Annotated in this window: 9 protein-coding genes; 6 read left to right on the top strand and 3 right to left on the bottom strand. The window is 66.4% G+C overall.

Features of this window, described 5'->3' with window-relative positions; all coding sequences use genetic code 11:
* Positions 1 to 69 precede the first annotated feature (69 nt).
* Positions 70 to 1,137 (top strand): CaiB/BaiF CoA transferase family protein, encoded by a 1,068-nt coding sequence (locus ACO06X_RS03315; protein ID WP_421838578.1) that lies wholly within the window; start codon positions 70 to 72, stop codon positions 1,135 to 1,137.
* Positions 1,138 to 1,378: 241 nt separating this feature from the next.
* Here ACO06X_RS03315 and ACO06X_RS03310 read toward each other — a convergent pair whose 3' ends face one another.
* Positions 1,379 to 2,446 carry a DUF475 domain-containing protein gene (locus ACO06X_RS03310; RefSeq protein WP_298168203.1) on the bottom strand — a complete coding sequence of 356 codons (1,068 nt, stop codon included), beginning with the start codon at positions 2,444 to 2,446 and terminating at the stop codon, positions 1,379 to 1,381.
* A 43-nt stretch (positions 2,447 to 2,489) separates the two neighbouring features.
* A complete protein-coding gene (panB, locus tag ACO06X_RS03305) occupies positions 2,490 to 3,359 on the bottom strand; it encodes a 3-methyl-2-oxobutanoate hydroxymethyltransferase (protein ID WP_421838577.1) in 870 nt (289 codons plus the stop codon).
* Positions 3,360 to 3,610: 251 nt separating this feature from the next.
* Between panB and ACO06X_RS03300 the strand changes: the two genes are divergently transcribed.
* From ACO06X_RS03300 to ACO06X_RS03280, 5 genes are all read left to right on the top strand, one after another.
* Complete coding sequence (locus ACO06X_RS03300) at positions 3,611 to 5,131, top strand: amino acid permease (RefSeq protein WP_421838576.1); 1,521 nt, start codon at positions 3,611 to 3,613, stop codon at positions 5,129 to 5,131.
* Positions 5,132 to 5,272: 141 nt separating this feature from the next.
* Positions 5,273 to 6,049 carry a hypothetical protein gene (locus ACO06X_RS03295; protein ID WP_421838575.1) on the top strand — a complete coding sequence of 259 codons (777 nt, stop codon included), beginning with the start codon at positions 5,273 to 5,275 and terminating at the stop codon, positions 6,047 to 6,049.
* Positions 5,949 to 7,535, top strand: a complete 1,587-nt coding sequence (locus tag ACO06X_RS03290) for a DUF6504 family protein (protein WP_421838574.1) — start codon at positions 5,949 to 5,951, stop codon at positions 7,533 to 7,535. Before ACO06X_RS03295 ends, ACO06X_RS03290 begins: the two co-directional genes overlap by 101 nt.
* Positions 7,528 to 11,265 (top strand): error-prone DNA polymerase, encoded by a 3,738-nt coding sequence (locus ACO06X_RS03285; protein ID WP_421838573.1) that lies wholly within the window; start codon positions 7,528 to 7,530, stop codon positions 11,263 to 11,265. Before ACO06X_RS03290 ends, ACO06X_RS03285 begins: the two co-directional genes overlap by 8 nt.
* Before the next feature lie 50 nt (positions 11,266 to 11,315).
* Entirely contained in the window at positions 11,316 to 11,807 is a 492-nt protein-coding gene (locus ACO06X_RS03280) for a GNAT family N-acetyltransferase (protein ID WP_421838572.1), read from the top strand.
* A gap of 7 nt (positions 11,808 to 11,814) precedes the next feature.
* Here ACO06X_RS03280 and ACO06X_RS03275 read toward each other — a convergent pair whose 3' ends face one another.
* On the bottom strand, positions 11,815 to 12,468 hold the full coding sequence (locus ACO06X_RS03275) for a hypothetical protein (protein WP_421838571.1): 654 nt from the start codon (positions 12,466 to 12,468) through the stop codon (positions 11,815 to 11,817).
* Between the last annotated feature and the right edge of the window lie 13 nt (positions 12,469 to 12,481).

Genomic DNA, 12,481 nt, shown 5'->3' with positions numbered 1-12,481 from the left:
TCTCGACAGCGAGGCAATCGCGGGGCAAACCTCTTTTCAATCGATCGGTTAAAGCAGACGGGGTGAGTGATGGCTGGTGCGCTGGAAGGTTTGACGGTTCTCGAATTCGCGGGGATCGGACCCGGACCCTTCGCCTGCATGATGCTCGCCGATCACGGCGCGCGGGTGATCCGCATCGACCGTCCGAGCAAGGGCGCGCGGGTGGGGGATCAGGGCAACCGCGATATCCTCAACCGCAACCGCGTGCGGATCGAACTCGATCTCAAGGACCCCGCCGCGATCGCCCGCATCCGCGAACTGGTGAAGGACGCGGATGCAATCATCGAAGGCTACCGTCCGGGTGTGATGGAGCGGCTGGGGCTGGGGCCGGACGTGCTCCTCGCCGACAATCCGCGCCTCGTCTATGGCCGGATGACCGGCTGGGGGCAGGATGGCCCGATGGCACCGCTGGCAGGCCATGATATCAACTACATCGCACTCGCCGGTGCGCTTCACACGTATGGCCAGGCAGGCGGCAAGCCGCAATTCCCGGTCAATGCGGTGGGCGATTTTGGCGGCGGCGGGATGGTCATGGCGTTCGGCGTACTGGCGGGCGTGCTTTCGGCGCAGCGGACCGGCAAGGGTCAGGTGATCGATTGCGCCATGGTCGACGGCGCAGCGGTCCTTTCGGCGATGACATGGACGTTCTTCGGCAATGGCCAGTGGAAAGACGAGCGCGGGGTCAACCTGCTCGACGGCGGCGCGCATTTCTACGACACCTACCAGACCAGCGATGGCAAGTGGATCGCGCTGGGTTCGATCGAGCCGCAGTTCTACGCGCTGCTGATGGAAAAGAGCGGCCTCGGCGCCGATCCCGCCTTTGCCGCGCAGCACGACCAGTCGGCCTGGCCGGCGCTCAAAGCCAAGGTCGTCGCCATGGTCGCGACGAAGAGCCGTGCGGAGTGGGAAGCGATTATGGACGGCACGGACATCTGCTTCGCGCCCGTCCTGAGCCTCAAGGAAGCGCCGCACCACCCGCACAATGCGGCGCGCAGCACGTTCGTGGAGGATGGCGGAATGACGATGCCCGCACCCGCACCGCGCTTCATGGGTACGCCGGCTCCGGCACCGAAGCTGGCGTCTGCGCCGCTGGAGTGAATTGGGTTCGCGCGGAGGCGCGGAGGCGCGGAGGGAAGAAGAAGGCGGTTCGCGCAGAGTTCGCAGAGACCGCAGAGACTAAATGGTTGATGGCGAAGTCGCTTCAACTTTGGACGGTCCTTCAAACTCCAAATCTGCCTGCGGCCCACGCAGCCTCTTTGCGGTCTCTGCGAGCTCTGCGCGAGATTCTCTTTCTCTCCGCGCGACTGCGCCTCTGCGCGAACCACTTTCCTTACGCGTCCTACTCCGCCCGCAGCGCGTCCTCGATCTCGCAATCGGGGAACCGGCGGTTGTGGCGTACCGACCACCACAGCGAGAGCCCGATCAGCACCGCACCGATCAGGCCGGTCACCGTTTCCGGGATCTCCACATGCGCCGAGATCAGCATGATCGCGGCCAGCGCCACGATTGCCCAGAAGGCGCCGTGCTCAAGATAGCGGTATTCCGCCAGCGTCCCTTGCTTGACCAGCAGCAGCGTGAGCGAGCGCACGAACATCGCGCCGATGGATAGGCCGAGCGCGATGACCACCATGTTGTTGGACAGCGCGAAGGCTCCGATCACCCCGTCAAAGCTGAACGAGGCATCGAGCACGTTGAGATAGAGAAAACCGCCGAGCCCTGAACGCACGACCTGGCCCGCCGCCTTCTGCGCCGCTTCCTGCATTTCAAGCAGCGTGCCGATTGCCTCGACCGCGATGAACGTCACGATGCCCAGCGCGCTTGCGCCCAGGAAAGTCAGCGCTTCGTCAGGGGGCAGCAGCAGCGAAATGCCGTAGACCGCGACCAGCAGGATGGCGATTTCCGCTGCCTTGATATCGGCGAAACGGGCCAGGCGGGTTTCGATCCAGCTGATCCAGTGGACGTCCTTGTCGCCATCGAAAAAGAACGAGAGGCCGACCATGGCGAGGAACGCCCCGCCGAAGCCCGCGATGCCGACATGCGCGCTGGAGACGATTTCCTCGTAGCGCTTCGGTTCGGTCAGCGAGATGCGGACCGCTTCGACCGGCCCGATGCCCGATGCAATCGCCACGATCGCCACCGGAAACACGATGCGCATGCCGAACACCGCGATCACCATGCCCCATGTGAGGAAGCGGCGTTGCCACACCGGGTCCATTTCCCCGAGCACCACTGCGTTGACCACGGCGTTGTCAAACGAGAGCGAGATCTCGAGCACCGAAAGCATGATCACGATCCACAGCATCGCGAGCGTTGCAGGCACGGATGCGGTCTGGAACCAGCCGTAGGCGGCCGCCAGCGCGAGGCAGACAAGCGTGAAGGCGATCGAGCCGCCGAAGTTCTTGAGCAATTTGGGGTCCCGTCATGGCCGCATAATAGCGGCGCAGTGCCTCTTACTTCGGCTGATACGTCTGTTCCACCCCCGGAAAAGTGCGAGCGCGCACTTCGGCGGCATAAGTCGCGGCGGCGGCGGAAATCGTCTCGGCAAGGTGCTCGTAGATCTTCACGAAGCGCGGGGTGCGCTCGAACATGCCGAGCATGTCGTCCGTAACCAGCACCTGGCCGTCGCACTGCGCCGAAGCGCCGATGCCGATGGTGGGGCAGGGCACGGCCTGGGTGATCTGGATGGCCAGCGGTTCGACCACGCCTTCGACGACGATGGCAAAGGCCCCGGCCTCGGCAATTGCGCGTGCGTCCCCGACGATCTTCTCGGCTTCCGCCGCGCTGCGTCCGCGTGCGTTATAGCCGCCGAGCACGTTGACCGCCTGCGGGGTGAGGCCGACGTGGCCCATCACCGGAATGCCGCGCGCGACAAGAAACGCCACGGTCTCGGCCATCGCCACGCCGCCTTCGAGCTTCACCGCATCGCAGCCGGTTTCCTTTAGCAGTCGCGAGGCGCTCTCGAAGGCCTGCTCGGACGAGCGCTCGTAGGCGCCGAAGGGCATGTCGACCACGACCGCTGCATGATACGATCCGCGCACGACTGCAGCGCCATGCGCGCACATCATGTCGAGCGTGACGGGCACGCTGGAAGGCAGGCCATAGATGACCTGGCCGAGCGAATCCCCCACCAGCAGCAGATCGCAATGCGCATCGAGCAATTGGGCCTGCCGCGCGGTATAGGCGGTGAGCATCACCACCGGCTGCTCGGTCACTCCATCCACCTTGCGCTGGCGGATGCCGGGAATGTTGAGCCGCTTCATCGGCGCCGGCGTGGGGTGCGCGCGGCTGGTGGCGGTGTCGAGGACGTAGGTCGTGGACATGCCGAATACTCCTCTGGCAGGTTCCCTGTCGCTGGGCCTCGCGCTTTTAGACCAAAGCCGAAAAGCCGCAAGGCGGGTCCGTTTCGGGCCTTGGTTGTTCCGCCCCGGTGCACAGGGTTGGGGAAAAAGCGCTTTGCGGCGGCGGTCCTCGGCGCTAGCAATAAAAGTAGCAAACCTGGTGACCGGCAGTCGCGCCCGCGCAATGGGTGAAAAGGGCGCAATCGGCTGACGGACCAAGGCGGGAGAAATCAATGTTCGGTCGCGTCAAACCACTCGACGCTATTCTTGCAACTGCCGAGAAGAAATCGCTCCATCGATCGCTCGGCGCGTTCCAATTGACCATGCTCGGCGTCGGCGCCGTGATCGGCACCGGCATTTTCGTGCTGACCGCCGAAGCCGCGCAGAAGGCGGGCCCCGGCATGATGGTCAGCTTCATCATTGCCGGATTCGTCTGCGCGGTGGCGGCGCTGTGCTACGCGGAAATGGCCGCGATGGTGCCGGTTTCGGGCTCGGCCTATACCTACAGCTACGCCGTTATGGGCGAACTGGTCGCGTGGATGGTCGGCTGGGCGCTGATCCTCGAATATGCGATTGCGGCAGGTGCGGTCTCGGTCGGCTGGTCGGGCTACATGATCGGGTTCGTGCAGCACAGTTTCCATATAGCCGTGCCGCTGGAATTCGTGCGCGGGCCGTTTGATGGCGGGATCATCAATCTGCCGGCGATGTCGATCGCGGCGGTGATCACGGGGCTCCTCGTGCTCGGCACCAAGGAAAGCGCCACGGTCAACGCGGTGCTGGTGGCGATCAAGATCGCGGCACTGTCGATGTTCGTGGTGCTGACCCTGCCGGTGATCCAGTCGGGCAAGTTCGTGCCCTTCGCGCCGCTTGGCTTTGCCGGCATTTCGGGCGCGGCGGCTTCGATCTTCTTTGCCTACGTGGGCTTCGATGCGGTTTCGACCGCGGCGGAGGAAACCAAGAACCCGCAGCGCAACATGCCCATCGGCCTGATCGGCAGCCTAGGCATCTGCACCGTGTTCTACATGCTCGTTGCTGCCGGTGTGATCGGCACTGTCGGCGCGCAGCCGATGTTCGGTCCGGCGGGTGAGGTGCTCTCACCCGGCACGCCCGCTCTCTCGGCCGCTTGCGCCGCCGTTCAGGACAACGCAGTGGTCTGCTCGAAGGAGGCGCTGGCCTGGACGCTGCGCTCGGTCGGCTATCCCTTCGTCGGCTGGCTGGTCGGTGCCGCAGCCATTCTGGCGCTGCCCTCGGTGATCCTGATGATGATGTTCGGCCAGACCCGCATCTTCTTCGTGATGAGCCGCGACGGGCTGCTGCCCGAGTTCTTCTCGCGCATCCACCCCAAGTTCCACACCCCGCACGTGATCACGATGCTCACCGGCGTGTTCGTGGCGCTGTTTGCCGCCTTCTTCCCCGTGGGTCTGCTGGCCGACGTGTCCAACTCGGGCACGCTCTTCGCCTTTGCTGCGGTTTCGATCGCGGTGCTGGTGCTGCGCCGGACCGATGCCAAGCGGCACCGCCCGTTCCGCACGCCGGCGGTGGCGGTGGTCGCGCCGATCTCGATCGCGGGCTGCGTCTACCTGTTCCTCAGCCTCTCGCATGAGACGATCCTGCTGTTCTTTGGCTGGGCGGTGATCGGCCTCTTTGTCTACTACACCTACAGCCGCAGCCGCAGCCATGTCGGGCGCGGCACGGTGGAAGTGCATGAGACGGACGCGGACATTCCGCCGCAGTCGGTGCCGCCCATCGTCTGACAAGGGCGGGCAATCGCCATACAGGAGGGCCGCTTCCCCACCGGGAGGCGGCCCTTTTGCATGGAAAGGCCCTTTTGCACGAAAGTGTGGCGCGCGCGGGGAGGTGCTTGCATGGCGAACAAATAAGAACATAATGGGAACATGAGCCGAATCGAAGCCTCGTCCCAGATCCATGTTCTCTCCCCGCCGCTGGCCGCAGGCTTGCGCCGTGGTTCTGTCTCTCGTGTGCTTTCCGGTGCCAAATCGGCGCGCTGGCGGCCGGGGCTGGCCACCGGGTGCCGTCATGCTGAAGTGTTTGCGCCAGCCGGGGAAGCGAGCGGGGCAGCCCTCGCGCTGGCCTTGGCTCGGGATGCTCTTTGCACCGATGCAGAGGATCAGCGCCCCTGGCTATGGGTTCAGGACAAGGCGGCACTGCGGCTCTCGGGCCGACCCTATCGCCCGGGCCTCCCGCCGCATCTGCGCCACCGCCTGATCCATGTTGCCGCCGCGACGCCGGAAGATGCGCTCTTCGCGCTGGAAGAAGGGCTGCGCTGCCGTGATCTCGCTTTCGTGATCGGGGAAATTGCGGGCAATCCGCGCGCGCTCGATTTCACTGCCTCGCGCCGCCTCAGCCTCGCGGCGGAAAAGCACGGCACCGCGCTCTGGCTGGTGCGGCTGGATGCGCGCAGCGATCTCGGCTCGGCGCGGATGCGCTGGCGCGTGGCTGCCGCCGCCTCACCCCAGCCGCGCTGGAACCCGCAGGCGCCGGGCCGCGCGACATGGAACGCGGAACTGTTCCGCGCCCACACCTTTCAACCCGGACACTGGACCTTGCGCGATGAAGACACCGCTCTCGCCGCCGAGCCCGCCGGTTCTGACACGCCGGATCATGGCGATCTGGTGCGCGGACCTGGCGCTCGATCGCTGGCGGCTGGCTGAAGGCTGCGCGCGGGGAGAGGGCAGTGACGCCGCACCGCTCGCGCTGATTGCCGAAACGGCGCACGGGCCCCGCATTGCCGCCGCCAATCCCGCCGCCATGGCTGATGGCGTGCGCGCGCAGGCGATGCTGGCGGATGCGCGGGCGCTTTGCCCCGCATTGGCCGTGCGTCCGGCCGATCCGGCGGGGGACCTTGCGTTCCTCGAACATCTCGCGCTCTGGGCGCAGCGCTGGGGGCCGTGGAGCGCGCTCGATCCGCCCGATGGCCTCATCGTCGACACCACCGGTGCCGCGCACTTGTTCGGCGGGGAGGCCATGCTGCTGGCGGACGCACGCGCGCAGCTGCGGGGGCGCGGTCTCGTGGCGCGCGCCGCGATCGCGCCGACGGCGGGCGCGGCCTGGGCGCTCGCGCATTTCGGGCCGGAGGGCGCGATCCTCGAAGCCGGGGATGATCTCATGGACCGCCTCGCCGCGCTTCCCGTCGCGGCCTTGCGGCTGGATGACGATGTGCTGCTCCTCCTGCGCCGCCTCGGGCTCAAGCGGCTGGGCGATCTTGCCGGGATCGGGCGCGAGGCGCTGGCCCGGCGCTTCCGCAACCGCCGCTCGCCCGGCGCGAACCCGCTGGTGCGGCTCGATCAGCTGCTCGGCCGCGTGCCCGAACCGCTGCTGCCGGTGGTCAGTCTGGAGCAGCCGATGGTGCAGCGCCGCCTGATGGAACCCATCCGCCACCGCCCGCTGCTCGACCGCGTGCTCGCCGATCTCGCCGAAGACATGGCACGCGCGCTTGAAGGACGCGGGGAGGGCGCGCGGCGGCTCGAGATGGCGGCGTGGAAGGTCGATGGAGACGTCGTGGTGCGGCGGCTGGAAATGGCGGCGGCCACGCGCGATCCCGCGCATGTCTGCCGCCTGTTCGCCGCGCGGCTCGATGATCTCGATGCGGGCTTCGGGATCGAGCTTGTCCGGCTCAGCGCGCCGTGGACCGAGCCGCTGGCGCTCGCGCAGGCCGAGCTTGATGCCGCCGCAGAGCGCCACGGCACCAGCCTCGCCGCTTGCATTGATCGGCTGACCGTGCGGCTGGGCGCGGAGGCCGTGCGCCGCCCCGTGCCGCGCGCCAGCCACCTGCCCGAACGCGCGCAGCGCTGGGCTCCGCCGCTGGAGCCGCTGCCCGGCCTTCAGGAAGACTTCGCCTTCCACGAACGGCCCCTGAAGCTGCTCGATCGGCCCGAACCCATCGCGGTGATCTACGAAGCGCCCGACGGGCTTCCCCGCCTGTTCCGCTGGAGGGGCGGGGTGCACGAGATCGCCCGCGCCGAAGGGCCGGAGCGGATCGCGCCGGAATGGTGGCGCGAACGCTCCACGGTGCGGCTGCGCGATTACTACCGCATCGAGGATAGCACGGGCCGCCGCTACTGGATCTACCGCCACGGCCTTGCCGGCGATGGCCGCGGCGGCGCGCCCGAATGGTTCCTGCAGGGGCTTTGTGCCTGACATACCGCTCACCCCGGCGCGCCGCCATGTCGCGCCCGAGGAGGAGGGGGTAACCCTGCCGCCTCGGGCGCCGTTTGTCGAACTCGGGCTTGCCACCTGCTTCTCGTTCCTGCGCGGGGCGTCCGATCCGGTCGATCTCGTGCTCGCCGCGCACCGGCTGGGCTACGATGCCATGGGCGTAGCGGATGCCAATTCGATGGCGGGCGTGGTGCGCATTCATGGCGAGGCCAAGGCGCTGGGCGTGCGGCCCGTGATCGGCTGCCGGATCGAGACGGTCGAGGGGCTCGCCTTCCTCGCCTATCCGGAGACCCGCGCCGCCTATGGCCGCCTGTGCCGCCTTATTTCCGCCGGACGCATGGCGCGGCTCGATGGCGAATGGCAGGCCAAGGGGGTCTGCGAGATCGACCTCGCGCTGCTGGCGGCACATGCGGAAGGCGTCCACCTCGTGCTGATCCCCCCGCGCGATCTGGATGCGCACTTCACCATCGAAGTGGAGAGCAACGTTGTCCCCCTCCCGCTGGCGGGAGGAGCTAGGGGTGGGCAAGCGGCAGACGCAGCGCTTGAACAGCCCACCCCCGACCCCTCCCGCATGCGGGAGGGGGGAATGGAAGGGAACTCCCGCCAGCGGGAGGGGAGCACGCTATCCCTGCCTTTTGCCGCGCTTGTCCCCCATCTTGTCCACAGCCTGCCCACCATGCGCCATCTTGCGGCGAGCTATCTCTACAGCGGCGACGATATCGCGCGGATCAGCGCGCTCGATGCGCTGGCGGGGGCGCATGGCCTCGGCCTCCTTGCCACGGGCGACGTGCTCTATCACGAAGCGGCGCGGCGGCCCTTGCAGGATGTGATGACGGCTATCCGCCACAAGACCACCGTCGCGCGTGCCGGGCATCTGCTCCACCCCAATGCCGAGCGGCACCTGAAATCCCCGGCCGAGATGGTGCGCCTGTTCGAACGCTGGCCCCACGCCATCACCGCCGCGCGCGAGCTTGCCGATGCTTGCACCTTCAGCCTCGATGAACTGCGCTACGAATATCCGGAGGAAATCTGCCCCGAGGGCCGCGATCCGCACGGCTGGCTGGAGGAGCAGACTTGGCTCGGCGCAGCGGAGCGCTATCCTTCCGGCGTGCCGGACAGCGTGCGCGATACGCTTGCGCGCGAACTTTCGCTCATCGGCAAACTGAAGCTCGCAACTTACTTTCTGACCATCAAGGATATCGTTGATTTCGCGCGTAATCAGGATCCACCAATCCTGTGTCAGGGGCGCGGTTCGGCGGCCAATTCGGCTGTCTGCTATTGCCTCGGCATCACCGCAGTAGACCCCGCACGCCATGCCTTGCTGTTCGACCGCTTCATTTCCGAGGATCGCAACGAGCCGCCCGATATCGACGTCGATTTCGAGCACGAGCGGCGCGAGGAAGTGATCCAGTACATCTACCGCCGCTATGGTCGGCAGCGCGCCGGGCTCTGCGCGACGGTGATCCACTACCGCCCGCGCATGGCGATCCGCGAAGTGGGGAAAGCCATGGGCCTCACCGAAGATGTCACCGCCGTCCTCGCGCGCACCGTCTGGGGCGGCTGGGGGGGGGAGATTGCCGAGAAGAACGTCACGCAGGCGGGGCTCGACCTTACCGATCCGCACCTCAAGCGAGTTCTGAAGTTGACCGAGCAGATGATTGGCATGCCGCGCCATCTCTCGCAGCATGTCGGCGGTTTTATCCTCACGCAAGGCCCGCTGACCGAGACCGTGCCGATCGGCAATGGCGCGATGGCGGACCGCAGCTTCATCGAATGGGACAAGGACGATATCGACGCCTTGGGCATCCTCAAGGTCGATGTGCTGGCGCTGGGCATGCTGACCTGCATCCGCAAGTGCCTCGATCTCTTGGGCGAACACCATGGCCGCGATCTCACGCTCGCCACCGTGCCGCGTGAGGACCCGGAGACTTACGCCATGCTGCGCAAGGGCGATTCGCTGGGGGTGTTCCAGGTGGAGAGCCGCGCGCAGATGAACATGCTGCCGCGCCTGCGCCCGCGCGAGTTCTACGATCTGGTCATTCAGGTTGCGATTGTGCGCCCGGGGCCGATCCAGGGCGACATGGTGCACCCTTACCTGAGGCGGCGGCGGGGGGAGGAGGCCGTCAGCATCCCGGCGCCCGGCCCCGCCTTTGGCCCGCCGGATGAACTGACCTCGATCCTCGCGCGTACGCTCGGCGTGCCGATCTTTCAGGAACAGGCGATGAAGATCGCGCTCGATGCGGCCAAGTTCACCGGCGCGGAAGCCAACCGCCTGCGCAAGGCCATGGCCACCTTCCGCCGCCGCGGCATGGTCGATGAACTGCAGGACATGATGGTCGAGCGCATGACCCAGCGTGGCTACGACCGCGATTTCGCGCAGCGCTGCTTCAACCAGATCCGGGGCTTTGGCGAATACGGCTTTCCCGAAAGCCACGCGGCGAGCTTCGCGCACCTCGTCTATGTTTCGAGCTGGCTCAAGTGCCACTATCCGGCAGCGTTTGCCTGCGGGTTGCTCAATTCGCAGCCGATGGGCTTTTATGCGCCGGCGCAGATCGTGCGCGATGCGGTGGAGCATAGGGTCACGGTGCTGCCGATCGATGTGAATCATTCGATGTGGGATTGCACTTTGGAAGCCTTGGACGAGGATGTTTCGCGCAGAGGCGCAGAGGCGCGGAGAAGGGAAATATTTCGCGCAGAGACCGCAGAGATCGCAGAGAGCTTGCGTGCGCCGCAGGCAGAAAGTGAATTTGATAGGCCGTCAGGATCAAAAGCGGCTTCGCCGCCTTCTCTTGAATCTCTGCGGTCACTGCGATCTCTGCGCGAACCCAATCCTTCTTCCGCTCTCCGCGCCTCCGCGCCTCTGCGCGAACCCAAAATGGCCCTCCGCCTCGGCCTCCGGCAGATCGATGGCCTGCCCGAACACGTCGCCGCCGCGCTCGTTTCCGCGCGCGAGGCGGGGGGGCGGTTCGAGGATGTGGCCGCGCTCAAGACACGCGCCGGGCTTTCGCCGGCGGTGATCGAGCGGCTTGCGGCGGCGGATGCGTTTGGCTCGATGGGTCTGCCCCGGCGGCAGGCGCTGTGGGATGCGCGCAGCCTTGTTGCCGCCAATGCCCTGCCGCTGTTCGCCGCCGCCGACGCGCGCGAGGAGGGGGAGGAGCGGGCGCGGACCCGCCTGCCGGTCATGCCGCTCTCGGAGGAAGTCGTCGCCGATTACCAGACGCAGCGGCTCTCGCTGAAGGCGCACCCCATGGCTTTCCTGCGCGCCGAGCTGGCCGAGCGCGGCTTTGTGCGCGCGGCGGACCTGCGCGACCGCAAGGTACGCTCGATGGTGCGGGTGGCGGGCGTGGTGCTGGTGCGCCAGCAGCCGGGCAGTGCCAAGGGCGTGTGCTTCATCACGCTGGAGGACGAGACGGGGGTGATCAACCTCGTGATCTGGCCCGATCTGAAGGAGAAGCAGCGCAGCGTGGTGATGGGCGCGCGGCTGATGGAAGTGCGCGGGCGGGTCGAATACGACGACGAGGTGATCCACGTGATCGCCCAGCACCTGACGGATGCGAGCGAGGGGCTGGCGCGGCTCTCCGACGATGCACTGCAGCCTGCGATGGCGCGCGCCGACGAGGTCAACCGTCCGGTGCCCGGCCGTGTCCCGCCGCCCGCTCGCAGCCATCCGCGCAATGTCCGCGTGATCCCGAAATCGCGCGATTTCCATTGAAGCCGCGCACGCCACAATTGCGCCGCGAGCCGCCGTTAGGCGACCGCCCCATGGAACTCGTGCAACTCGGCCCCGACGACACCGCGCGCTTTCTCGCGCTGCGCCAGATCATGTTTGAAGCAGAAGCGATGAGCTTTCGCGGCGCAGGCGTGGACGACGATGCCATCGGCGTGGCGGCCTGGCGCGAGCGACTGGCCCGCGATCATGTCTATGCTGTGGTGCAGGGCGATGAATGGCTTGCCGTCGGCGGCCTCACGCGCGTCGCGGGCGCCAAGCTCGATCACAAGGGCCTCGTCTGGGGCATGTATGCCGTGCCCGCCGCACGCGGCTCGGGCGCTGCGGCGGGCATACTGGAACAGCTCGAAGCCAAGGCCCGCGAACTCGGCCTGCGCCAGCTGCAACTGACCCTGATGGCCGACAACCCGCGCGCCCAGACGCTCTACGAACGCCACGGCTATGAGGTCTATGCCAGGGAACCCGATTCAGTGCGGCGCGGCGATGGCAGCTATGTGGATGAAACGCTGATGTGGAAGAGGCTGTAGGGCGCAGTCAGTTCGAGGGCCGCCAGCGGGAAAATGCCAGCGGCTTGATCTTAGTCGCACGCCAAACTTTGCTGGTGTCGCGAACAAGAGCCTCTGCATCCGGATCATTGCTTGGATTGAGCTTCCATGACTGGAACCGCTCGTTGTCGAAAACGAACCCCCCAGCCTCAGGCACGAACCGAAACGTGATGAAGTCAGTCCAGTGTGCGCCGCCACATGCCACTCCATTCTCGACGGTGAAGAATGGACCCTTCACTGAGATGTGGCCATCCTCGAAGGGATCGCAGCCTTGACCGCGCAGGCCTGCACCATCGGCGGTGTCCACCACCTTGTCGTTTCTGCCGACCAGGACGACCCGACCATCGGGACGAAGCTCGAAAATCAGCAACGGGCGATCCGGAGCTGGACCAGCCTCCGTCAGATAATCACGACTGTCTTTCTCACGGCTAGATCGCAAAGCCACGAAGTAGAAAGTGCGGGGACCAACCATAGATCTGGCCGATGTAAGCACACCAAAACCGGCAGGAAGCAACGCGGCGACCTGTTTGGGGACTTCATCTGCGGTAGCAGGCGGCGCGCCAAGGAGTAGAGCGGCCGCCAAAACGGGCGAAAAAAGCTGCAAGGCCGAGACCCTGTATTTACGCCAGCGGTTGGTGGCCATGCTACCCAACCAT

The organism is Novosphingobium sp. (genome assembly GCF_965229225.1).
Classification (GTDB): Bacteria; Pseudomonadota; Alphaproteobacteria; order Sphingomonadales; family Sphingomonadaceae; genus Novosphingobium.
The sequence above is the reverse complement of the archived record's forward strand: the minus strand, read 5'-3'. Positions and strand labels throughout refer to the sequence as shown.

Excerpts from the sequence above, each read along its gene's own strand:
- ACO06X_RS03275 (WP_421838571.1), bottom strand. The coding sequence starts at position 12,468 with ATGGCCACCAACCGCTGGCGTAAATACAGGGTCTCGGCCTTGCAGCTT.
- ACO06X_RS03300 (WP_421838576.1), top strand. The coding sequence starts at position 3,611 with ATGTTCGGTCGCGTCAAACCACTCGACGCTATTCTTGCAACTGCCGAG.
- panB (WP_421838577.1), bottom strand. The coding sequence starts at position 3,359 with ATGTCCACGACCTACGTCCTCGACACCGCCACCAGCCGCGCGCACCCC.
- ACO06X_RS03315 (WP_421838578.1), top strand. The coding sequence starts at position 70 with ATGGCTGGTGCGCTGGAAGGTTTGACGGTTCTCGAATTCGCGGGGATC.
- ACO06X_RS03295 (WP_421838575.1), top strand. The coding sequence starts at position 5,273 with ATGAGCCGAATCGAAGCCTCGTCCCAGATCCATGTTCTCTCCCCGCCG.
- ACO06X_RS03290 (WP_421838574.1), top strand. The coding sequence starts at position 5,949 with ATGAAGACACCGCTCTCGCCGCCGAGCCCGCCGGTTCTGACACGCCGG.
- ACO06X_RS03280 (WP_421838572.1), top strand. The coding sequence starts at position 11,316 with ATGGAACTCGTGCAACTCGGCCCCGACGACACCGCGCGCTTTCTCGCG.